The organism is Mesorhizobium sp. M0159 (assembly GCF_040322295.1).
In the GTDB taxonomy this organism is placed as follows: Bacteria; Pseudomonadota; Alphaproteobacteria; order Rhizobiales; family Rhizobiaceae; genus Mesorhizobium.
Genome location: NZ_JAMYTF010000056.1, coordinates 1 through 20,918 on the forward strand (window position 1 = coordinate 1; position 20,918 = coordinate 20,918).

The 20,918-nt window shown below is 60.4% G+C and carries 22 protein-coding genes and 3 pseudogenes; 7 read left to right on the top strand and 18 right to left on the bottom strand.

Translation table 11 applies throughout. The annotated features are described in order from the left end of the window. The first annotated feature begins 13 nt into the window (after window positions 1-13). The 4 genes from NKJ32_RS30535 (at window position 14) to NKJ32_RS30550 (ending at window position 4,340) form a co-directional block, all read left to right on the top strand. Window positions 14-1,042 (top strand): ABC transporter substrate-binding protein, encoded by a 1,029-nt coding sequence (locus tag NKJ32_RS30535; RefSeq protein WP_352829860.1) that lies wholly within the window; start codon window positions 14-16, stop codon window positions 1,040-1,042. Window positions 1,043-1,138: 96 nt separating this feature from the next. Beyond that, complete coding sequence (locus NKJ32_RS30540; protein WP_352829825.1) at window positions 1,139-2,248, top strand: ABC transporter ATP-binding protein; 1,110 nt, start codon at window positions 1,139-1,141, stop codon at window positions 2,246-2,248. Then, complete coding sequence (locus NKJ32_RS30545; RefSeq protein ID WP_352829827.1) at window positions 2,241-3,491, top strand: ABC transporter permease; 1,251 nt, start codon at window positions 2,241-2,243, stop codon at window positions 3,489-3,491. Before NKJ32_RS30540 ends, NKJ32_RS30545 begins: the two co-directional genes overlap by 8 nt. Window positions 3,492-3,500: 9 nt before the next feature. Next, a complete protein-coding gene (locus tag NKJ32_RS30550) occupies window positions 3,501-4,340 on the top strand; it encodes an ABC transporter permease (protein WP_352829829.1) in 840 nt (279 codons plus the stop codon). 730 nt (window positions 4,341-5,070) lie between these two features. Here NKJ32_RS30550 and NKJ32_RS30555 read toward each other — a convergent pair. Further along, window positions 5,071-5,910: a hypothetical protein gene (locus tag NKJ32_RS30555; protein WP_352829831.1), complete on the bottom strand. Its 840-nt coding sequence runs from the start codon at window positions 5,908-5,910 to the stop codon at window positions 5,071-5,073. 640 nt (window positions 5,911-6,550) lie between these two features. Further along, window positions 6,551-6,790: a hypothetical protein gene (locus NKJ32_RS30560; RefSeq protein ID WP_352829833.1), complete on the bottom strand. Its 240-nt coding sequence runs from the start codon at window positions 6,788-6,790 to the stop codon at window positions 6,551-6,553. Between NKJ32_RS30560 and NKJ32_RS30565 the strand changes: the two genes are divergently transcribed. Further along, a complete protein-coding gene (locus tag NKJ32_RS30565) occupies window positions 6,770-7,669 on the top strand; it encodes a LysR substrate-binding domain-containing protein (RefSeq protein WP_352829835.1) in 900 nt (299 codons plus the stop codon). The genes NKJ32_RS30560 and NKJ32_RS30565 overlap by 21 nt on opposite strands. A 258-nt stretch (window positions 7,670-7,927) precedes the next feature. Further along, window positions 7,928-8,188: a TniQ family protein gene (locus tag NKJ32_RS30570; RefSeq protein WP_352829837.1), complete on the top strand. Its 261-nt coding sequence runs from the start codon at window positions 7,928-7,930 to the stop codon at window positions 8,186-8,188. Between the two features lie 353 nt (window positions 8,189-8,541). Here NKJ32_RS30570 and scpB read toward each other — a convergent pair whose 3' ends face one another. From scpB to NKJ32_RS30585, 5 genes and pseudogenes are all read right to left on the bottom strand, one after another. After that, on the bottom strand, window positions 8,542-9,258 hold the full coding sequence (gene scpB / locus NKJ32_RS30575) for an SMC-Scp complex subunit ScpB (protein ID WP_352829839.1): 717 nt from the start codon (window positions 9,256-9,258) through the stop codon (window positions 8,542-8,544). Window positions 9,259-9,261: 3 nt separating this feature from the next. Continuing rightward, a complete protein-coding gene (locus NKJ32_RS35600; protein ID WP_502902709.1) occupies window positions 9,262-9,699 on the bottom strand; it encodes a DUF1403 family protein in 438 nt (145 codons plus the stop codon). Further along, entirely contained in the window at window positions 9,582-10,043 is a 462-nt protein-coding gene (locus NKJ32_RS35605) for a DUF1403 family protein (RefSeq protein WP_502902710.1), read from the bottom strand. Before NKJ32_RS35605 ends, NKJ32_RS35600 begins: the two co-directional genes overlap by 118 nt. Further along, the gene (locus tag NKJ32_RS35610; protein WP_502902711.1) at window positions 10,040-10,201 is read right to left on the bottom strand and encodes a hypothetical protein; all 162 of its coding nucleotides are present in this window, start codon (window positions 10,199-10,201) and stop codon (window positions 10,040-10,042) included. The genes NKJ32_RS35605 and NKJ32_RS35610 overlap by 4 nt, the downstream gene beginning before the upstream one ends. 197 nt (window positions 10,202-10,398) lie before the next feature. After that, window positions 10,399-10,658, bottom strand: a pseudogene (locus tag NKJ32_RS30585) (helix-turn-helix domain-containing protein). Between the two features lie 190 nt (window positions 10,659-10,848). Here NKJ32_RS30585 and NKJ32_RS30590 point away from each other — a divergent pair. After that, window positions 10,849-10,917: pseudogene (locus tag NKJ32_RS30590) on the top strand (integrase core domain-containing protein); the annotation flags it as partial. Window positions 10,918-11,138: 221 nt separating this feature from the next. Here the strand turns inward: NKJ32_RS30590 and NKJ32_RS30595 are convergent. The 11 genes and pseudogenes from NKJ32_RS30595 to nifE form a co-directional block, all read right to left on the bottom strand. Then, window positions 11,139-11,354 carry an exopolysaccharide production repressor protein gene (locus tag NKJ32_RS30595; RefSeq protein ID WP_352829862.1) on the bottom strand — a complete coding sequence of 72 codons (216 nt, stop codon included), beginning with the start codon at window positions 11,352-11,354 and terminating at the stop codon, window positions 11,139-11,141. A 65-nt stretch (window positions 11,355-11,419) separates the two neighbouring features. Beyond that, window positions 11,420-11,737, bottom strand: a complete 318-nt coding sequence (fdxB, locus tag NKJ32_RS30600) for a ferredoxin III, nif-specific (protein ID WP_352829841.1) — start codon at window positions 11,735-11,737, stop codon at window positions 11,420-11,422. Continuing rightward, entirely contained in the window at window positions 11,734-11,937 is a 204-nt protein-coding gene (locus tag NKJ32_RS30605) for a CCE_0567 family metalloprotein (protein WP_352472446.1), read from the bottom strand. The genes fdxB and NKJ32_RS30605 overlap by 4 nt, the downstream gene beginning before the upstream one ends. A 25-nt stretch (window positions 11,938-11,962) precedes the next feature. After that, a pseudogene (locus NKJ32_RS30610) lies at window positions 11,963-12,428 on the bottom strand (NifX-associated nitrogen fixation protein). A 334-nt stretch (window positions 12,429-12,762) separates the two neighbouring features. Next, window positions 12,763-13,932, bottom strand: coding sequence for a TlpA disulfide reductase family protein (locus tag NKJ32_RS30615; RefSeq protein ID WP_352829843.1), 1,170 nt, complete (start codon window positions 13,930-13,932; stop codon window positions 12,763-12,765). A 1,319-nt stretch (window positions 13,933-15,251) separates the two neighbouring features. Then, entirely contained in the window at window positions 15,252-16,139 is an 888-nt protein-coding gene (locus tag NKJ32_RS30620) for a universal stress protein (protein ID WP_352829845.1), read from the bottom strand. A 107-nt stretch (window positions 16,140-16,246) separates the two neighbouring features. Further along, complete coding sequence (locus NKJ32_RS30625; RefSeq protein WP_352517726.1) at window positions 16,247-17,032, bottom strand: response regulator transcription factor; 786 nt, start codon at window positions 17,030-17,032, stop codon at window positions 16,247-16,249. A gap of 28 nt (window positions 17,033-17,060) precedes the next feature. Beyond that, window positions 17,061-17,540, bottom strand: a complete 480-nt coding sequence (locus tag NKJ32_RS30630; protein WP_352495003.1) for a NifX-associated nitrogen fixation protein — start codon at window positions 17,538-17,540, stop codon at window positions 17,061-17,063. A 17-nt stretch (window positions 17,541-17,557) separates the two neighbouring features. After that, window positions 17,558-18,055, bottom strand: a complete 498-nt coding sequence (gene nifX, locus NKJ32_RS30635; protein ID WP_352829847.1) for a nitrogen fixation protein NifX — start codon at window positions 18,053-18,055, stop codon at window positions 17,558-17,560. Further along, a complete protein-coding gene (gene nifN / locus NKJ32_RS30640; protein WP_352829849.1) occupies window positions 18,021-19,403 on the bottom strand; it encodes a nitrogenase iron-molybdenum cofactor biosynthesis protein NifN in 1,383 nt (460 codons plus the stop codon). Before nifN ends, nifX begins: the two co-directional genes overlap by 35 nt. Before the next feature lie 9 nt (window positions 19,404-19,412). Continuing rightward, entirely contained in the window at window positions 19,413-20,903 is a 1,491-nt protein-coding gene (gene nifE / locus NKJ32_RS30645) for a nitrogenase iron-molybdenum cofactor biosynthesis protein NifE (protein WP_352829851.1), read from the bottom strand. Between the last annotated feature and the right edge of the window lie 15 nt (window positions 20,904-20,918).

Genomic DNA, 20,918 nt, shown 5'->3' on the forward strand with positions numbered 1-20,918 from the left:
TGCGACTGCTAGCATCTCTACCGTATCTTCCGTAGCCTTCGCGGCGGACCAACTGGTTGTCGCTTCGTTCGGCGGTGCCTACACGGCCAGTCAGTCAAAGGCGTTTATCGAGCCCTACATGGCCGAGAAAGGCGCCAAGGTACTCACCGCCGATTACAATGGTGGTCTCGCAGAACTTCGATCCCAGGTTCAATCCGGCAATGGCGCTTGGGATGTGATCGACCTCGAGCTTCAGGATGCGCTCAGAGCGTGCGATGACGGCCTCATCGAAAAGATCGATGCCTCCCAGCTTGCTCCGGCTGCCGATGGAACCGCCGCTAAGGACGACTTCCTGCCAGGCACCCTGATGGACTGCGGCGTCGGAACCATCATGTGGTCGAACATTATCGCCTACGACAAGACCAAGTTCCCGAACGGCGGTCCCAAGACCATTGCCGATTTCTTCGACCTGAAGAAGTTTCCGGGCAAGCGCGGCCTGAGCAACAAGCCAAACGTCAACCTCGAGTGGGCGCTCATGGCCGATGGTGTGCCGAACGACAAGGTTTACGAAACGCTCGCGACCAAAGAAGGTCTCGACAGGGCGTTTGCCAAGCTCGACTCCATCAAGAAGGACGTCGTGTTCTGGGGCGCGCATGCTCAGGCACCGCAGCTTCTCGCAGACGGCGAAGTCGTGATGACGGCAGCGGCGAATGGCCGGATCTACGACGCGATCTCCAAGGAGAACAAACCCTTCGAGATCGTTTGGGATGGACAGATCTGGAACCTTGACGTCTGGGCGATTTCGAAGGCCAGCAAGAACAAGGACGCGGCTCTGGACTTTGTGAAGTTCTCAACGACAGGCCAGCGCCTTGCCGACGTGACGAAGTATATCAGCTACGGCCCGGTCAGAAAATCCTCGCAGTCTCTGATCCCGGAGGCGATCCGGACCAGCCTGCCGACCTACGAAGCCAACTTCAAGACGTCTCTTGCGAACGATCTCGAGTTCTGGGCAGATCATCAGGACGAGATCAACCAGCGCTGGGCGACCTGGATGGCCAAGTAATTCGATCACGAATTGCACAAGAATGGTCGGAGCGTTGCTCCGGCCATCGGATCGATGCGGTGGCTGCGCCAGTACCACGAGCCAGAACGAGAGATCATGAATAGCGACACCAGAGCGTTCGTGAATTTCCACGAAGTGCAAAAGAGCTACGACGGCTCTTCCCTTGTCGTGCAGTCCCTTTCCCTTGCCATAGCAAAGGGAGAATTTCTCACGATGCTGGGCCCATCGGGGTCTGGCAAGACAACGTCGCTGATGATGCTTGCAGGTTTCGAGCGGCCCACGGGCGGCAAGATCACCGTAGCAGGCCGCGACCTCACGAACGTTCCTCCTCACCGGAGGGATATCGGCATGGTCTTTCAAAACTATGCTTTGTTTCCTCACATGACCATTGAGGAGAACGTGGCGTTTCCCCTCGTGGCGCGCAAGATGCCGAAGCCGGAGATTGCATCACGCGTAAGCGGGGCGCTGGAACGGATCCGCATGGGCGCATTGGCGCACCGTCGCCCCGCTCAGCTTTCAGGTGGCCAGCAGCAGCGAGTGGCCCTCGCCCGTGCTCTGGTGTTCGAGCCGTCGCTAGTGCTGATGGATGAACCGCTGGGCGCGCTCGACAAGCAGCTTCGCGAACACATGCAGATGGAGATCAAGCACCTGCACGAGGAGCTCGGCCTTACCGTGGTGTATGTCACGCATGACCAGGACGAAGCCTTGGCGATGTCAGACCGCGTGGCGGTATTCAACAACGGCATCATTGAACAGGTCGGCCCTGCCCGCGCGATTTATGAATCGCCTGAAACGGTATTTGTCTCGTCATTCGTGGGCGAGAATAACCACCTGAGCGGCGTGATCTCTTCGGCTGCTCGCAACGAGTGCGTCGTAACCGTCGGAAAAGTCGACATGCAATGCGTTGCGGTCGGATCCTTGAAGCGGGGTGATGGCGCGGTGGTCTCGCTTCGTCCGGAGCGCGTGTCGTTGGCACATGATGGTGCGGTTTTCGCAAACACTGCCAAAGCCATCGCAAAGGAAGTGGTCTACTTCGGAGATCATCTGCGCCTTTCGTGTCAGCTCGAAGACGGGCAGACCGTGACGATGAGACAGCCGAACAGGGACGGGATCGCACAGATCTCCGTCGGTCAGGCCGTGCTGCTCGGTTGGCAAGCCACCGACGCGCGGGCCTTTTTATCCGATGGAGTGCCTGGCAATGGCTAACGGGGCTGCGGCCGCCTTCGCGACGCCTAAAGAAATCGCCCGGCAGGTCGCGCGGTCTCGCCGGAGCGAAACGCGGAAGGGCCTTCTCCTTCTGGCGCCTGCGTTGCTGTTCCTGTTCTTCACCTTCCTCCTTCCGCTCGGCTACATCCTCCGCTTGAGCGTTTACGATCCGACCATTCACGATGGACTGCCGCGGACCGTACAGGCACTTCAGAGTTGGAGTGGAAGCGGTGCCCCCGACGAGAGGACGTTTCAGGCTCTCGCACACGATCTGATCGAAGCCCGGCAGGCGGATACAGTCGGCTTCATAGCCAATCGACTGAATGTCGAGGCCGCTGGGCTTCGTAGTGCTGTCACAAGAATGGCGCGGCGCCTCGGGCAGAACCCTCACACCGATCATTATTCGGAATGGTTCTTACAAGCGGATCCTGTGTGGCGTGAACAATCGACCTGGCAGGCCATCAATCAGTTGCGTAGCTCGGTGGACGCCAACTATTACCTCGCAGCGGTGGATTTCCGCCGGAGCGTATCAGGCGCCGTCGAACGCGTCCCTGAAGAGAATCGTATCCACACCACGCTCTTCGCGAGAACCTTTCTGGTTGCGTTTTCAGTTACGGCACTCTGCATCCTTCTTGGCTATCCCGTGGCCTATCTGATCGCGACGTCGTCGAAGCTTCTCGGCTCGATTATGATCGTCTTCGTCCTTTTGCCGTTCTGGACGTCCCTGCTTGTTCGTACCACCGGCTGGATCGTGCTTCTGCAATCTCAGGGCGTTCTAAACGACCTGCTCGTCTACTTCGGGGTCATCTCGGACGAGAATAGGGTGAGAATGATCTACAACCTCGCCGGCACCCTGATCGCCATGACGCACATCCTGCTGCCCTTCTTCATCCTTCCGCTTTACAGCGTGATGGTTTCGATATCTCCGATGTACATGCGGGCGGCCCAATCGCTCGGTGCCCATCGGCTCTACGCCTTCTGGAAGGTCTACTTTCCAAACACGCTGCCGGGCGTTGCCTCAGGGGCCCTTCTCGTCTTCATCCTTGCCGTTGGATACTACATCACGCCCGCTCTTGTCGGCGGACAATCCGGTCAGATGATCTCCAACATAATCGCGTTCCATGTTCAGTCGTCGCTTAACTGGGGTCTAGCCGCGGCTCTGGGCATGATACTCCTGTCCGTCGTCCTGGTCCTCTACGCCGTCTACCACCGATATTTCGGCGCCAACCGGCTGGTGAACTGAGGACGCGATATGAACAGCTACACCATTGAGATAGTTTGGTCGGTTCTCTTCCGCGTCATTTGCTGGGCGATCCTGATCTTTCTCATTGCGCCGATACTGATCATCGTTCCGCTCTCCTTCAATGCGGAGCCCTACTTCACATTCACCAACGGTATGCTGCACTTTCAGTCGGACGCGTTCTCGACGCGATGGTACGAAGCATTCATTTCAGATGCAGGCTGGAGAGTCGCCGTCCGCAATAGCTTCTTCGTCGGGATTCTTTCGACGCTTGTGGCGACCGCGCTTGGTACCCTTGCTGCTTTGGGCCTCAACAAGCGCCTCCCCATGCGCAGCCTGATCGTGAGCCTTCTCCTGGCCCCAATGATCGTCCCGATCGTGGTGCTGGCTACCGGAACCTATTTTGTCTTTGCCAAGGTAGGTCTCGTTGACAGCTATCTCGGGCTGGTGCTCGCTCATTCTACCTTGGGGCTGCCGTTCGTCGTCGTGACAGTGCTGGCCAGCCTATCGAACTTCGATCAGGGCCTCGTGCGTGCAGGTCTCAGTTCGGGGGCGCATCCGACGATGGTCTTTCGTCGCGTCACACTGCCCCTTATCGCGCCAGGCGTCCTTTCCGGCGCCGCGCTGGCCTTCGTGACATCGTTCGACGAAGCCGTGATCACGCTATTCCTGTCACCAAGTCCGGAATACTACACGGTTCCCCGCAAAATGTGGTCGGGGTTGCGTGAACAGATCAGTCCAACCATCCTGGCCGTCGCCACCACCTGGATCGTTCTCTCGTTGGTGCTGATGATGCTGATGGGAGTGCTGAGGCGCCAATCCGCCAAGCGGTTGGCGAAACCAGTTGTGTAGACCAGCAGAAGAGGCTCCGGGCCGCTCCTGGGACGGGAATTCATGAACGATTGCGTTTGCAAAGAGGAGCCGCTGATCATCCTTGTTGGCAACAAGCGATGTGGGTGTCGCAGGTTCAAGTTGGCAGACTGGTGCACTCCGCGCCGCGCCCAAAAGAATTGGTGAGATCCACCATTCCGTGGGAAGTCATCCGTTCCACGCCAAGCAGATCCTCTCTGGGCTGGTGAAAGCTGCCCGGAGCCAATGGGTCGAACAAGGGGGGTGCAATCCTTCCAGAATTTGACCGAATACTTCGCTGTTGCGCGTCCCCTCACCCCGCACGCTCCGACCTCTCCTTGCCTGCGTCCGGGAGGTTGTCCCCGATGACGCTATCTATCCGCACGGAGCGTACATTCTGCTATACGAAGGAGACCTTAGGCTTTTTCGTAAGCAATGCGCCCGGGCACCGTGCAAGATCTTCATCGGCGCCGCTTAAGTCGGCGCCATATCGCCCCCCGCATGTTCCAATGTCATGGCTCGAGATGTTCATCCGGCCTATTGCAAGGTCCGTTGGCGCATCGCTTACCGTTGATGCGCGGGAGAGCGATTAGCACCGCTTGCGGCGCCTACGCCCGGCTTTCCGCACCTTCCCGTGGCGGGCCTCCAAGATGAAGGGGCACACGGTTTTCCCGCCGAAAAGTGATGTGTCGCGACAGTCGATTCGCCTGGAGATATGCCTGTTGAGAGGGGCTCAGACCAATTCGCCCGGCGGTGCGGAGATGTGGCAGGACGCGTAAATATAGCCAGTCGTGCGCTCCAAGCGATCCTCAATGCCGAGCTTGGTCATTGCGGTTAGGATGGCCCGACGTTCCCTCACTGTCGAGAAGCGGCGCTGGCGCTGTCTGAAGCGGTCTACAAGCCTGGTCTCCAGTCCGAAATCCCGAAGGGCCATTGCGATATTGTCATAGCTGAAGGGATGCATCGCGAAGGCAACGACCCACGGGCGTGACGTCGCCGACGCCTCATACACGCTCGCAAATGTTCGCTCTGTGGCGTAACCCACACAGCCTGTACTGATGACGATATCCGCACCCGCGAGATCGCAGCGTTCCTCGACCGTCAAGTCACGGGTTTCCAGATCAGCCATGATACCGGCTTCCAGCAGGCCCAGAACTTGCGCATAGCGAACAGCCCGGAACGATGGGTCCACGCCGACGAACTGGATGTCGTCACGGAGGCCGCGATTGCGAAAGAAGGCGCGATGCTCGATCTCGTGTCGGCGCGAGAGCGATCCGCTAGGTCTCAGATAGGCAGCATACAGATCGTCGAGATTGAGATCGGTGCGAAGTAAGGCGGCGTTAATGCCATAGGAGCAACCGACATCGATAATCTTCAACCTAGTTTTCTTTCGAATGCGTCGATAATCGGCGAAGATCCTTTCGAAAACGGGCTTGGCTCGATCTGGGAGCATATAGTCCAGGGCCATGTGCGCACGGAAATAGGCGTGCGGCCACCTGGAATTATAGGCTGCCGCGAAATCATGCTTTGCCCCCTGAATGTTGGCGCGCTCTGCACCTGATGGCGCCATCATTCCCCTCACTGCCCAGTGGCCTTGGGGTCACAGCCTACTTTCGAGATCGTTCTGTCTGAAAGCTGACAGACTGGCGAGTTGATTTTGGGAGATGCGGATTTACCTCTTCCACAGAATGCGATCTGACACGGATCTGACATGCTGCTTTCCTTCCTTCGTTCCTTTGATCGCGATGTGATCCCGACAGGTAGGCCCTGCCGCCGCGACGAAGGAGCTTCAAAAGTCGTGCCAGCCGCGTAGAAACAGCATGGGATTTTTTCTTTACTGTTCTCAATGGTTTACATGCGAGTGCGGCGAGAGCTCAAGCCGAAATCATTGCGTCGCATACGCGACAACCGGCGCCTAGCTGTGGACGCTCGCCACCTTTCGAGGTGATTCTACGTCAAGTTCTGCTAGCTGGGCGGTCATACATCTGGTTTTCCGGCGGCTTTGAGCACAAGTCGTTGGGTCCTCTCCTCCAGGTTGATAGCAATCTGCCTCAAGCCAGTACGCACGAACGCTCCAACCCACGATCCAACGCCACTGCGTGCACCTGTCCTGGTGTTGGCGGCTTCGGGCCAGCCGATGTCCTGCTGCAGTTCGATCGGCAACCAATGGATGGCACGCTCGGTCTGGTAAGCGCGGGCTGCCCTGAATTCGGTCACAAGGCGGCCAAGGAAAATGACAGGATAGGCATTTCATTCTCCTTCAGGTTGGGTCGCGACGGGCCGGCATGTTTTTTGCTGGTCTGTGCCGTGGTCGTTTCATGGCCGCTATCGATGCCTGCTCCTTCGATGGAGTTGACTATCCTCCCAAAGCGTTGTTCAATAAAACGAAACGGAATGACCGTTCTCATCAGAAAAATTGAAGCTTTGTCCCAATGAACGCCCCACTCAATCATCCGCTGCCGCTGCTCGACCTCGATGTCCTGCGCACTTTCGTGGCAATTGCCGAAACAGGCAGCTTCACCACGGCCGCCAATGCCGTGTTCCGCACGCCGTCGGCCGTCTCCATGCAGATCAAGAAGCTGGAGGACATTCTCGGCCGCTCCGTTTTCGCGCGCGACGCGCGTTCGGTGACACTGACCACCGATGGCGAGATGCTGCTTGGCTATGCGCGCCGGCTGTTGTCGATCAACCGCGAAGTGTTGTCGAAGTTCATCATTCCCGATATTGTCGGTGTGGTGCGGCTGGGCTCCCCGGATGATTACGGCGAACGGGTGCTGCCGCATGTGCTGAAGCGTTTCGCGCAGTCGCATCCGTCGATCGCCGTCGACGTCACCATCGACCAGAGTAGCAATCTGCGCCGGCGCATGGATGACCGTGCGCTCGACATCACACTGCTCACCAATTCCTACAAGACCAGTACGCTCGGCGTCGAGGTGCTGCTCACCGAGCCGATCGTCTGGGCCGGCGCCAAGGGCGGCTGCGCGCATCTACGCGAGCCGCTACCCGTATCGCTGTGGGAAGAAGGCTGCGCCTGGCGGGCCGCCGCCCTGGAGGCGCTTAGCCGCGAGGGCCGCAACTATCGCGTCGCTTATATGAGCGCGCACACTGCCGGCCAGCGCGCCGCCATCATGGCCGACCTTGCCGTCGCGCCGCTGCCAAAATCCTTCCTCGGCAACGACATGGTCGAGCTTTGCCCGAAGGACGGCATGCCGGATATCGGCACCTACAATCTCGCCATGGTAGTGGCGCCGGATGCCAGCGCTCCGGTCAAGGCAGTAGCGGACCACATCCGCGCAACCTTCGAAGTGTTCAGGGAAACCGGCAAGTTCTAATGAGCCATGCGGTGAGCCGCGTTTCGGTGCTCAGCGATCTTATCACGTGCAGGGAGCCGATTCATGTTCTGGCAATCGTAAGCGACCTGCGTTGGTCCGAGACGCAATGGTCGCGAGATTTGTGGCGATCGTCACGACGGCCGCTTTGGCCGCAGTGAGGTCTGGCACGGAGCGGATCACGAGATCTGGGTTCGAGGAGCTGCACTACATCCCGGTCTCGAAGCGCCGACGGGCATCGGCACGCGACGATTTGTTTTTGTGAACAGTGACGCGATCGGCGCGGGCTTCGCCATTGAGATCCGCGAGCGATACAGGGACGTAGTTTATAACCGGTGGCCAGTTTACGTTGACCCCCTTCCGGATGAGCTGCTGTCGAGCTGGCTTCAACGTCTCGCGCTCGCGCATGGCCTCGGGCCGTCGTCGTTCGCCGGCGTCCTCGGGCTTGGCGACGGGATGTGGTCGCCCCGCCTCGACCTTCTGCTCGAAGCGGGGTTGGCTCCTTCAACCCGACCGAACTGATGCCGCAGCACTTCTGCGCCAGATGCGTCTTCGATCTGCGCAGGGCTCGCGGACAAGCCCGGCAACTTGTTGACGGCAGATGATGACGATCCATTGCCCAGCGGCCTCGAGCCATCATGGCTGCAGGCGGTCACGACGGGTTGATCACCCGCATTGCGGATTTCATGGGCCAACGCCGGGATCGACGAGGGGGCTGTGCAGGCAACCCCGACCGGGGCTGACCTTACGGCTTTGCGCGAGGCCTATTCGCACGCCGCCGCATTGGGATCAGATGAAAGCGTCTCCGTGAATTGCAATCCCGCGCGAATGAACTCTGGAGCCACGAACCGTTGGCCCCCTGGCGACGCAGCGAATTATTCATCGCTGGCGACGCCAGCATCTTCTCCCTCGCTGCCGGTAAAGTCCGGAATGATGTCGCCGGCGAGCAACTTTTCCTTCGACAGCAGCCCCGCATCCTCGAGCGCCTCGATGTCAGGAAGATCGCGCAGTGTGTCGAACCCGAACTCGAGCAGGAATTCTTTGGTCGTGACATAGGTATAGGGCGCGCCTGGCGTCGGACTGCGTGGACCGGAGGCGATCAAACCGAAGCCGCGCAGGTGGCCGATCAGGTCGCGAGAAATCTCCTTGCCGAAGAAGGAGGACAGTTCGGCGCGGGTGATTGGCTGGAAATAGGCGATGCACATCAGCACCAGCACCTCCGAATGCGAGAGGTTTTCTTGCTCCTGCTCGTTCGTGCCGACCGCAGCGCGAATGGCATCGCCGTAGGCCGGCCGGGTCAGGTGCCGAAAACCGCCGGCGACGGCGACCAAGTCGTAGGGCCGGCCGCGCAGTTCTTCGCGAATGTCGTCGATCAAAAGATCGATGCTGCAGCTCTTGCCGACGATGCGGGCCAGCATTTCGCGGCTGACCGGTTCGCTGGCGGCGAAGATCGTCGCCTCGACGCGGTGCATCCATTCGCGCCAGCGCACCTCCGGCGGCAGATGATCCAACTCCCGGTCAAACAAATGGTCATTTGAACGACCGTCGCCTCTTCGTGCCTTGCTCTTCGCGCTCGGCGCCGCCTGCGACATCGCCTAAAGCCCGTAGATGCGGAAGGTCATGCGGCCGGACAGCTCCCGCACGGCCCCAAGATCGACCAGACGGTCGAACAGCCGGCGCAGGCCACGGTCACTCATCGCGACCTTTTTGTCCCCGCGTGACGCGACGAGCGCGTCGTCGGATAGCAGCTGTTCGACAATAGCGTCCGCACCCTTTGCCCTCAACTTCGGCGCGATGCCGAGCAGGCGGTCGGCGCGGCGCTCCAGCTCGACCGACAGATCGATCGCCCGCAGTGCCGCGCGAGCCTGGGCGGCGAGCAGACCTTTTGCACGTCCACTGTCCGGCTCGCTGGCCGCTATGCCTGACGCCGCGCGGCGCGGGCCGTGCCTATTCCAAAAACCTGCTCGGCGCCGAGCAGCGGCACGGCACGTTCCCAGCCCAGCCGTTGGGCGAGCAGGGCGTCGGCCAGCCATGCTCCGACGCCACTCCCGAAGCCATGGCGCACGGCGGCCGCGACCGCACCGGTCAGCGTTTCGACCGTCCCGGCGCTGGCGCCGAGTTGGCGAAGCTCGTCCACCAGACTGCTGACCACCTCGTCGTCGTGGGCATAGCCAAATTCTTCCAGCACCGCGGTGAGTGTCTTCTTCGTCAGAAGATCCTCTGCGGGCCGACCGGCGAGCCGGCGCCAGGCGACCAGCAAAAGACCGGCTGGACCGAGGGTCGTCGACCTTGACAAAATATCGCCGGGGCGGGCGAACAGCACGGCGTCGCGTAAGGCAGCCTCATCCTCGACGCGCCCCGCCTGCCGTGCGGTCACCGCCGCCGCGGCCAGCGCCAGCCGCTGCCGCCAGACCCCGGCCCACCGCTCCTGCCGGCGCAGACCGAATCGAGCGCGCCGATCGCAGCCCCGGCAAGAATCGCCGTATCCTCAAGCGTCTGCGGCTGCAGCGTCGCCCGGCGGAGCCACGTCGGCACGGGCACCGCAGGCCCGGCCAGCGCGAGTCCAGGCAGTTGGACTCCATGGCGCTGCGACGGTTTGGAGCGGAGAATCATTGTCCGTAGCATGAAACATCGCGGCTCTTCTAGCAACGCAAATGCAAACAAACCGCCGCGCCTGTCGCCACCGTTTTATGTCCGGTAAGCTTGCCTTATCGCACGTAGCGGCGAAACGCCTAGCGCAGCACCTCCAGTCCGTGCTTCTGCACCACGGACAGCAGTTTCAGCGCCATCCCGCTCGGCCGCTTGGCGCCAGTCTCCCACTTCTGCACCGTCGATTCCGACGTGTTCAGATAGCGCGCGAACACCGGCTCGCTGAATGGCTCTTCTCACGCAGCGCCTTGATCTCGTCCGGCGCGAATTCTTGCGGCACCGCTAGGCAACTGCCGTCGAAGCTGCGCAGCGTCGCCTTGTCGATCGTTCCAGCCCGGTACATGCCTTCCACGGCGCTGTGGATCGCCTCGAAGGCTTCGCTCTTGAACTTTGGCTAGTCGTCATCACTGATCTCCAACAGGACCCCTACTTTTAGCTCAGCCGCTAGATTGGCCTTCGATTTTCGCCGGTACAGCCCGGTCAACCTCCGAGACGCCCGTAACTCACCGTCATCGACGTTCGCCCGGTCCTGATGGCTTAAGGACTACAACACAGTCCGGCCACACAGCGCGATCGGCAACAAGCCGCCGAATCGCTTATGAAAGGCTCATCAGCGGCCGTGCCGCCCTGAGACATTACCCCCGGAAGTTCCGGCCCGGGGCGACCCAAAGACGGGGAGCAGCTCAAAAGTGAACAGGGCTAACTTATAAACGCGGACAGAACGGGGAGCACGTCAGCTCTGATCTTGTCAACGCGCCTGAAGGCAGCAGCAGCGATATGGCCAGCATTTGATCGCGCTGGAGCAAATCTGCGGATTCATTCGTCACCTCATCACCGGCTCAGATCCAACTTCCTTGCAACTGTCGAAATGCTCAGCCCTTTGGCCAGCTCGGCTAACGCAGCCAGACCGCCAGATCAGAAAGAGCACGCTTGCGAAATACGCGAGCTGAAGGAGCAGCGAACAAGTCAGCGTCGTCACGACTACTGTGCCGATGGAATGAGAAGCGAAGTAGACAGTCAATGCGGTGCTGCACAGCACCAGCCCCAGGACGCGACAAAAGATTCTAAAGGGCAACGCCGTTCTCCTGGTTTTGTCTCCTCAGATCATGCTGCGACCTGGTCGGCCGCAACATGGGTCTGGCAGTTCTTCGGGCAGACGCGGGCGCAGGCTCCGCAGCCAATACAGCGGCCGGCATGATCGACGACCATGATCATGCGATTGAGCTCGCCATCGAAATCGTCATCCTCGTCGTCGCAGGCGCCGAGGATTTCACCCGCGTCATCGACGCCGTAAAGATGCATGACCTCGCGCGAGCAGACTTTGAAACAGCGGCCGCAGCCGATGCAGGTCGTGCCGTTTATAGCGGTGAGATATTCCGGCATCCATCCGGAGCCGTCGCGGGTGGTGAATGTGCTCCTCATCGTAACTTCTTCATTGCAGCGATCTCTCTCTTGGCACCATCCAACTCGGCAAAAACGGCGGACGTTTCCTTGGCAACGTCCTCTATCTCCGTCCATTTTCCCGGGAGATCCTCTGCAAGGTCGCGCAATTTCATCTTGGCGACTGCTGCGCGCAGCTGAAGCTTTCGGACTTTCTTCCCCATTTCATCTAGCTTTGACATAAACCCTTCCTCGAAATCGGTTTCATCACGCCGGCGCCACACCGGGACCGGCTTCAGTGGCTGCGGTCGCATCGTCGATCAGTTTCGCACCGGCGTCAGCCAGTTTCCGGAGCATCTCGAAGCCGAACCGATGAACGTCTTGCCAGAACGACCAACTGCCCGGCCGTGGAAAGCATGCGGCCCCTAGTCCTCGTGAATTTCATCTCCATCATTGCCGATGTCATCAGGCCGCAGCGCTCCTCGATCGCGAGCCCGACGGCGGTTTAGAACATGTCGAGCCTCCACAGCACGTCAGGATCGGGATCGTCGATGACAGGCATCCCAGGGCGCTGTTTTCTGGTGACGATGAAGTCGGCCAGCAACGTGGCGTCCGATTTACCTTCCCACGAGCCGTAGGACTCTTGAGCACGGATCAGCCGCACGAGGCATCTGACAAAAGGCGTGGCAAGCGCCGCCTCGTCCTCGGCAGGGCTGATCACGGTATCAGACATTTCGCCTTCTCCTCAATTTCAGTCCTCTTCCTCGAAGCACGCTGCCTGTTTTCGGGGACGCCTACTTCGGGCACCCTTGCGCAGCCGACGCCTGGCTCGGGGCGGCCCATTCCACGCAATTGATGTCCCCGTGGCCGACCTTGAACACCTCCTCGACTGCGAGGTCTTCCACGCGAACTCGCGTCGAACATTATTTCCGCCGCAATGCGGCCACAGATCATGAAGATTCGAGGCTCGATCCTGCTGCAAACAATCGACCAAGTGCTGCATGGACCCTCCTTGCTGCGGCCACACCAGGAAATGGACGAATTGGCCAGTAATCCATTTCGACCAATCAACCCTTTTTGTTTTTTCTCCTCGGCCGACCGCGCTTTGGCACGTTTGGGAAATTGTTTTGTGGAGCCGCACAGAGAGCGCCGTCACAAACCTTCACACCCCTGTAGGTGGCGAGGGCCTGCAGCAAATCCGGTAGAAGGTGCTCTTTCAATTCGTCCGGGACAGGCTCCGGACCGTCCAGCGACTGCAGTGCCAGTTCGACCAACTCGATCGCGCGATCGTTGTTGCCGTTCTCGTAATAGTACCGGGCGACCGCGGGATAAGACCGGAACTTAGGGCTGTCGCCTTGCGGGGGATTTAGTGCCAGAATGTGTTCGGACAGCTCCTTGCCCATCGCGAAGCGCTCAGCGGGGGGAAGGCGCGAATGGTCATTGGCCGGATGGAAAAGCTGGTCTAGCGCCGAAACCATCCAATCCTGGGAGTTCTTGTCGATCGCGTCGCGCACGAATTCGCGCATCACGGGCAAGCCGGTCCACATGTCTTGTATTTTGTGAAGCAACAGGTGCGCATGAGCCAGGCGGAAATTGATGTCGTCCGGCATCAAGGCGATGCCTTCTTCGATCGCCCAGAGCGCCGTCTTCCAATCTTCTAACTTCACCGCCGCCCAGAATCTGTCATCGATCGGCTTCTTCAACGCTTGTTGGCGCGCCATGGGTTCGCTTGTGGCGATCCGCTCCGTATCGGCGGCTTTCGCTTTGTCGCTGGTGCGCCAGCTGCCGTTGAGCACTTCCGGCAAAACCTCATCGAGTTGGCTTGGATGACCGATAAAGGCGATCTGGCCGTCTCGGTCGACCACGTACGAAGTCGGAATCCCGGCGGAAAAGCTGGGTTTCATCCAAAGCTTGTTCATTTCACCTGTGTGGTCGAACGCGATCCGATAGCTCAGATGCGAGCACTTTTCGGTCAACCACGCGTCCAACTTGGTGCGAGCCTCAAAGGCCGTTGGAGCGTCTTCATTAGCCGCGACGCCGACGACCTCAAGTCCGCTGTCCCTGTATTTTTCCTGGAGCCGCATCAGATCGAGCATCTCCGCCATGCATAGTTCGCACCAAGTTGCCCAAAATTCGACGATATAGACTTTGCCGGGCTGGAAGTTCGCAAGGGGCTCGCCACGCAGCCAGTCCTCCATTTTGATCGAAGGAGCCGGTGACCCCATCTGCAGTACCATGTTGTCTCCAAAGCTGTTGCCAAAAGTTGCGTGACCTTATGCGCAAGCTTGTTCCCCCTTTGAGACGGGGCACGAGGGTTCAAGGAATGGAGAGCATCGCTCGTCTTGCGCATCTGCGTGCAGTCAGCCTTCACTCAGTGTTGCTGAATCTCAATTCGCAAAGGCCGTGCCAACGCGCTCAGCGCGCTAAACGCTTGATTACACTTTAAAAAACTTTCGGGGTGCCCAAGATAGCCGGTTGTGTTGGACGCGACATGTTTTCTGCCGCTGTCAGGTTTTGGACAAGCATCACGCGCTTCGCATCGGCAGAAAAGCGTGGCGCGGACGACTCAATATGCATTCGGGCCGAGGGACGAGGCCGATGGACGTCGTCAGGCTCGTCATGATCGTCCGCTTCACGCCACCGGCTTGAGCGTCTTGCCGTTCCGGTCCGGAGGCGGTAGCGATCTCGCCATTTGCGATTGCAAGGGGCCGCTCCATCCGAGCGCGGCCTGTGCCCCCTCGCCCGCCTTGGATTGAATTCCTGGGCTGGCGTCATGGGAGTTCTTCGCGACCGAAGCAGGTCCAGCTGTAGCTCGCCAATACCGCCATCCTCAGATCGATGATGATGTCGCGGCGAAAAAGGCCGGATGAGTGCCGGCCTGTGCCGGCCGGTGAACTCTCCGGGGTTCCTGCTTTGTGCCGATATTTTCTGTGTTCCCTGTGCTCAGGCGCTGCAGGGACCGCTTCGTGCGGATGTGAGCGTTGGCGGAATTGCAAACCCAAAGACCGCTCGGTCGCCACGCAGGTTGGGCCGGACCAACGGGAAACGCTGGAGATGCGGCTGTCCGCCACTAACCCGGGCTACCATCCCAGAGATGACAAGACGATTGATGCCATCGTTCGCGCCGACGCCGGCAAGAGCCCGGCCGTCCCGACTCGAAGGTCGGTGCCTTGGCCACTCGTTGCGGTGGTCAGCTCCCGGCCAGTGTGAGGGAAATCGTGATAACGCCAATACGATGCGGCTACGGTCCGAACGCGGCCTGCCGCGCTGAAGCGACTCTCTTTCTCGACCTGACGCCGACCTGAAGCGGTGGTTTTGAGTGCATTGAGGAGCGCCTGTACCTCTGCGCGGCCTTTGGGCTCCGCGTTACGGATCATCTCGGGCGAGGAGAACCCCCGAGCGCGCGTTAGAGAGGTCCGGGATGTCTCGGCGACGGCGCTTGCAGATTCGAGCTTCGCGAAAGTTGCGCTTTGCGCGATCTTCCTCCGACTTGGCATCAGGATAGGTGACCAGGGGGGTAGAGCTTCGAACAGCGTCGGTGCTTGCTTGGAACCCGTCATCGAGCCAAAAACAACGGCAATGACGGCTTCCCAACTATCCATCTCGTCACGCCGCCGAAGAGTCGCTCACGTAGCCTGCGGTTGCCATAAGCGCCCATGACTATCATGTCGGCAGACGTGTCGATTGCATGCTGCGCGAGCACCGTGGCTGCCGATTTTCCGGCGCTCGCCAGCAGGTCAACCGAGACCCGAGCACCGTGCCGAGTGAGATAGGCAGCGATATCGGCTCCTGGCTCGGTATCGTTTCCGGTGCAGGTCGCCTCCGGATCGACGAGGGCGACACGAACTTCCTCAGCACCGGCTAGCAGATCCAGCGCTTCCCGAACCGCACGGGACGCCTCGACTCGCGAATCCCAGCCGACCAGCACGCGCCGTGGAGACAGAGTCGCCTCAGCGCCCTCCGGCACGACAAGCACCGGCTTTCCGGTGTCGAATAGGCTGCCGTTGATAACAAGGGGACCGACGCTAATGTCGTTGAGAAGTGCGGGGCCGACGATTGTCAGATCGTTGCAGAGCGCCCGCTGTCGCACCGCGTCACCGATGCTGGCCTGATCGCAGTTGGCAATATCGACATCATAGCACCGCCACGTGGCTCTCAGCAGTTTGTGAATTTCCCTGGATGTTTTTTCCAGACTGGCCGTGTCCTGTGAAAATCTTTCGATCTGCCTAAACCGTTTGTCCAGTCTGGCGATGGCCTGTGCGCGTTGTCCTGGCCACTCGGGGATGCCATCGCCGAGCAGCGGAGAAGGCATAATGAGCGGCGGAGGCGACATCACCAGTACGGCAAGATACGCGCCGACTTCGGCACACAAGCTGGCAGCTGTCCTAACATCCTGATCGGAGTGGTCAGCTCCCGTCACACTGAGTACGCTTCTGAAAGCCATTTGACTGCTTCTTTCTGAATATGTCGTACCTGCCGGCGCGTTTCGAAGCCGCAAGACTTGCCCTCAGCACGGCGGAAATGCGGAGTGGCACCACATCGGTTATCTATTCAGCCGTCCGGCCACTCAAGCGAGTAGCCGGCCGACCTGACGGTACGAATGACGCTGGAGGGGGAGGCCGCCTTCAGCGCCCTTCTGAGCCGGCTGATATGGACATCCACGGTGCGTACACCGACATGGATATTGGCCGGCCAGGCCGCGCTGATCAGCTCGTCTCTGGTGAAGACCTTGCCGGGAGTCTCAAGCAAAAGCCGCAGCAGGTTGAACTCGATCGGCCCAAGGTGGACTTCATGGCCATTACCCCGAACGCGGTGGGCATCGAGCCTTATCTCAAGGTCGCCACAGGAGATCCAGCCGCCGTTTTCAATCCCGTTCGAACCCGGCTTCGGCAGCGCCAGCTTCGTCCGTAGACAGTCGAGCAGCTTGGCCGGCGCGAAGGGCCGCACAAAGCTCTCGTCAATACCTGCCTTCAAGAGATCGAGGTGCTGGTTCTCGGCGCCGGGCGCGATCAGCGCAATTACGGGCAGGCCGCCGGTCCGGGGCTCCCCCTTGAACCGGGCGCAGATTGTGGAGCCTGTCGCGCTTGCTGGGCCGCAGTCCAGCACTACCGCCTGGAGCTCCCGTTCATCGGCCAATGCAAGTGCTTCCTTCACGCCGCCTGCCGGCTCACTCGTGAAGCCGTCCACCCCCAGAATGTGGCTGAGGAACAGATACAACTCAGCATCTTGCGAACAGATCAGGACCAATGGCTTCATCAGAGCTACCCCAAGAACCAAATCGGCATCGACCGCCTTGGCTGAGTGGGTTGAGCATGGCCTGTCCTCAAGGCTTGGCATGATCCCCGGGCTCGAAGAGCCGGTTCCATCATGCCCGCGCCACCTCAGGATAGGCTTCAATGGCTGTGATCGCATCGCCGGCCAGTTGCGTGCCCGCCGCGGCGAGTTTCCAGAACGTCTCGAAACCGAACCGGTGGACGTCGCGCAGAGTCTTCGACACAACGACCAACCGCCCGGCCGTGAGAAGCACGCGCCCGAAGCCCTCATGGCTCATCTCCATCATCGGCGATGCCATCAGGCCGGAGCGCTCCTCGATCGCAAGCCCGACGGCGGTGTAAAACATCTCGAGTCTCCACAGCACGTCCGGATCGGGATCGCTGATGATCGGGATCGCACGGCGCTGTTCCCTGGTGATGATGAAGTCGCCCAGCAGCTCGGCGTCCGATTTGCCTTCCCAAGACCCGTGGGAATCATGAGCCCGGACCAGCCGCACGAGACATTTGACGAACGGGGTGGCAAGGGCCGCCTCGTCTTCGGCGACAGCAGGGCTAACCACGGCGTCAGACATTTCGCCTACTCCTCATTTCAGTCCTCGCCCTCGAAGGACGGTTTCTGTTCGGCGACACCTGCCTGCGCCAGCACCTTGCGCAGCCAAGGGGGAGGACACGTCCTGAGCATCATCTGCGTGCGCAACAGCACCTCTTGGATGGTTTGGGGCTGCGGCACTTTGATCGGATGAATTTTTGCCGAAACAACCTTGGCTGCCGAAGGTCCGCCGATAGCCAGACAAAACAGGAGATGACAGCCCTTCAGCGCCTCGACTTTCGGGGTGATGCGATCATCGCCCTCAGTCCGATGATTCCCGCTCTCGTCGGAAACGTCATCGAAGGCCACGGCTTCGACGAGATTCCATTCCTCGCGCATCACATCGTAGACAGCAAAACGCCTGGCCGATCCGAAATGGGCATTGAGGTTCTTCATGTCGTGCGTGGCGATCGCCACGCGCAATGCGCCGGCTTGGCGTTCCGGCCTCGGTGCGTGAACCTCGTCAGTGACGAGCGAGAGGCGACGAACGGAGCTCATCTGGCATTTCTCGCTTGCGGAGTGGATCAAGCGCCTCAGGCGTCGGCGCGTGCCGGTTGGCTTCAAAAATGTTGGCAACCTCGAAGATCAGGTCGCGGGTCCCCTGGTAGAGGATTGTGAGCTTGTGCTGGCTGCCGAGCCGGTCGAAGATCGGGAAGCCGACCCGCATGAGCGGAATGCCGAGGCGCTGCGCCGCCTGGCGGCCGTGGGAATGAGTGACGAGAAGATCAGCGCCGGCGCCAAGAGCTTCCAAATCGCCGAGATCGCCGATCTGAACCGACTGCGCCGGTACTTCCTCCAAAATTTTCGACATGTCGGTCGTGGTGACCGCCGCCGCGATTTCGGAGCCCATGCCGATGAAGAAGCTCGCGAGTTGGTAGAGTTGGTCTGGTTCAGCAGCGATCGCAATTTTCTTGCCTCCAAAGTGGAAATGTCCGTCGAGCAACGCGTCCTGCAACTGCGCCCGGCGACGGCGCACCCGAGCCGGCGCCGCCGCGCCCGAAACCGCGGACAGCAGCGAGACGAACCGGTCGGCGTCCTTCAATCCAGTCAGCGACCGGAACAGCACGTAAGGCACGCCGGTCAACCTCTGCAGCAGCTCGGCCGGGCGGCGCATATGCTCACCGATGACGATGCATCGCTCGGCCGTGCCAAGCTCGCGGATATCCTCGACGCTGGTGCCGCCATGGGTGGTGGTGACCCAGCGGTCGGGCACCGTACCGTCGAGCGAGCCGGAGATGTCTGGCAGAATCACGGGCTTCAGTCCAAAGCTTTCAACCATCTCACGCAAATGCTCGATATCAGCCACAGTGAGGTTCCAGCCAGGCAGGATCACGATCTTCTTCGACTGCCGCGCCTGCTCGCCGGGCCCCGTAATCCTTTCGATCATCGCGGTGACAGCCTTGGCCCAGCCCTCTTCGATCGCGCCGTCGAAATCCGGTGTGTTGGCTAGCACCACCTCCGTACCCGCGAGTTCTTCCATGCGCTTCAGCCTGATATCGGCGATATCTCCTGCGCAGTCTTCGCCACGGGTTTCGACCAGCGCCGTCGTGCAGACCCCGATCAGCGTTGGCTTTGTGCGGGCCTTGAGGTTGAGGATCGCCTCTTCCAGATGGTCTGCCCCGCCGAGGATCGTCGCCACCTCGTCCATCGCCGTTGTCTGCAAGGGGATGGCTTCCTTGAAATGCCGCACGAAGAGCACGAGCGCGAAGCTGGTGCAGCCCTGGCTGCCGTGGAACACCGGCATCGCACCGTCGACCCCAAGGAAGGCGAAGGCGGCACCCAACGGCTGCGATGATTTCAGCGGATTGACCGCCGCCGCTTTGGTCTGGGGAAGGATACGGACCATCGGCTTTCCTCAACACTCGCCGAAATCGTCGGCCATCGTGCCGGCGAATTCCTGGACAGCATGCAAGGTCGCGGCCTCGCTTTTCGTGCTCGGCAGTTCCTCCCTCACCGCAGGCTGGCAATCCCATGGTGCCGCCTCCCGCACCTGGCGCCAGATCGGGTTATGAATGGCGAGTTCGATCTGGCGTACGAGTTCCACCATGCCGTCATAGCCGGCGTAAGGGTGTTGGCGCTCCTGGTTGATATCGAGCCAGGGTGTCTTGGCCTTCAGCGCGATGAATTGCGTGCGCCCGCCCGACAGCATGATATCGGCGTTGTGTTCCGAGAGCATGGCGTAAAGTTCGCGCGGCGCCATCTGCTCGAATATGTGGTTGTCGTCCTTGAGGATCTGCTTGATGCGCTCCTTGTCTTCGACGGTCGACTTCTTGACAGAGGTGCCGACGATCTCGATGCCGATCTCCATCAGCGCATGGACGACCGACCAGGACTTCACACCGCCGGTGTTGAGCAGCACGCGCTTGCCTTCGAGCCTCGGCCGGTAGGCCGCGAGCTTCTTCCAAGCGATCGCCTCCTCCTCTGCAATCAATGCCTCGGTGCGGCAGAGGATCTCCGGATCGGCACCCTTCTTCACCAGCAGCTGAGAGATCTGTCGGAGCGCTTCCGAGGTGTCGGTGATGCCGTAGAAGGAGCCCTCGAAAAACGGGATGTCCCAGCGCTGCTCCATCTTGCGGGCGAGATTGATGAGCGCGGTCGAGCACACCATCATAGCCGCCCGGGCGCGGTGCGCGCAGGCAATGTCGAAGTAACGCGCGTCACCCGGAATGCAGGCGCGCACCCGGATGCCCAGCCGATCAAGGAGCGGCTTCACCAGCCAGAATTCGCCCGAGAGGTTGAATTCGCCAAGAATGTTGATGTCGTAAGGGCCGGCATCGTCGGGCTCCACCGTGCCGATGACATGCTCGAGCAACGCCTCGCCGGCAAGCTTGTTGCCGAGATTCTTGGAGCCGACGAAGCCCGGCGCATTGACCGGCACCACCGGTAGGCCGAACTTTTCCGCAGCGCGCTTGCAGACGGCCTCGATGTCGTCGCCGATCAGCGCCGTCACGCAGGTCGGATAGACGAAGATAGCCGGCGGCCCATACGCTTCCTTGATCTCGCGGATCGCTTTGAAGAGCTTCCGCTCGCCCTGCCCCATCACAACATCGAGTTCGGTGAGATCGGTGGTGAAGCTTGTGCGCCACAGCGTTGGCCCGGACGAAGCCGCACCGCGGTTGTCCCAGGAATTGCCCTCGCAGGCGAGCGGCGCATGGACCAGGTGCGCGACGTCGGTGATCGGCTGCAGCACGATCTTGGCGCCATCGAAGGCGCAGCCGCCGGCCGCCGCCCCGGGGGTCAGTGGCTTCGAACAGCCCTTTTTGCTCGCCTTGGCATTCTTGCCGCGGTTCTTCTCGCAGGCAGGCTCGTTGAAGACATCCTGGATTTTGGCTCTAAGCAAGGACATTGCGTCGGTCTCCAA

What these genes read in the sequence shown, in the direction of transcription:
- fdxB (WP_352829841.1), bottom strand. Translation starts at nt 11,737, where the DNA reads ATGAGGAGCACATTCACCACCCGCGACGGCTCCGGATGGATGCCGGAA.
- NKJ32_RS30625 (WP_352517726.1), bottom strand. Translation starts at nt 17,032, where the DNA reads ATGCCAAGCCTTGAGGACAGGCCATGCTCAACCCACTCAGCCAAGGCG.
- nifX (WP_352829847.1), bottom strand. Translation starts at nt 18,055, where the DNA reads ATGAGCTCCGTTCGTCGCCTCTCGCTCGTCACTGACGAGGTTCACGCA.
- scpB (WP_352829839.1), bottom strand. Translation starts at nt 9,258, where the DNA reads ATGTCGCAGGCGGCGCCGAGCGCGAAGAGCAAGGCACGAAGAGGCGAC.
- NKJ32_RS30630 (WP_352495003.1), bottom strand. Translation starts at nt 17,540, where the DNA reads ATGTCTGACGCCGTGGTTAGCCCTGCTGTCGCCGAAGACGAGGCGGCC.
- nifE (WP_352829851.1), bottom strand. Translation starts at nt 20,903, where the DNA reads ATGTCCTTGCTTAGAGCCAAAATCCAGGATGTCTTCAACGAGCCTGCC.
- NKJ32_RS30545 (WP_352829827.1), top strand. Translation starts at nt 2,241, where the DNA reads ATGGCTAACGGGGCTGCGGCCGCCTTCGCGACGCCTAAAGAAATCGCC.
- NKJ32_RS30605 (WP_352472446.1), bottom strand. Translation starts at nt 11,937, where the DNA reads ATGTCAAAGCTAGATGAAATGGGGAAGAAAGTCCGAAAGCTTCAGCTG.
- NKJ32_RS30620 (WP_352829845.1), bottom strand. Translation starts at nt 16,139, where the DNA reads ATGGCTTTCAGAAGCGTACTCAGTGTGACGGGAGCTGACCACTCCGAT.
- NKJ32_RS30560 (WP_352829833.1), bottom strand. Translation starts at nt 6,790, where the DNA reads ATGATTGAGTGGGGCGTTCATTGGGACAAAGCTTCAATTTTTCTGATG.
- NKJ32_RS35600 (WP_502902709.1), bottom strand. Translation starts at nt 9,699, where the DNA reads ATGGCTGGCCGACGCCCTGCTCGCCCAACGGCTGGGCTGGGAACGTGC.
- NKJ32_RS30550 (WP_352829829.1), top strand. Translation starts at nt 3,501, where the DNA reads ATGAACAGCTACACCATTGAGATAGTTTGGTCGGTTCTCTTCCGCGTC.
- NKJ32_RS30540 (WP_352829825.1), top strand. Translation starts at nt 1,139, where the DNA reads ATGAATAGCGACACCAGAGCGTTCGTGAATTTCCACGAAGTGCAAAAG.
- NKJ32_RS30615 (WP_352829843.1), bottom strand. Translation starts at nt 13,932, where the DNA reads ATGGTACTGCAGATGGGGTCACCGGCTCCTTCGATCAAAATGGAGGAC.
- NKJ32_RS30565 (WP_352829835.1), top strand. Translation starts at nt 6,770, where the DNA reads ATGAACGCCCCACTCAATCATCCGCTGCCGCTGCTCGACCTCGATGTC.
- nifN (WP_352829849.1), bottom strand. Translation starts at nt 19,403, where the DNA reads ATGGTCCGTATCCTTCCCCAGACCAAAGCGGCGGCGGTCAATCCGCTG.
- NKJ32_RS30555 (WP_352829831.1), bottom strand. Translation starts at nt 5,910, where the DNA reads ATGATGGCGCCATCAGGTGCAGAGCGCGCCAACATTCAGGGGGCAAAG.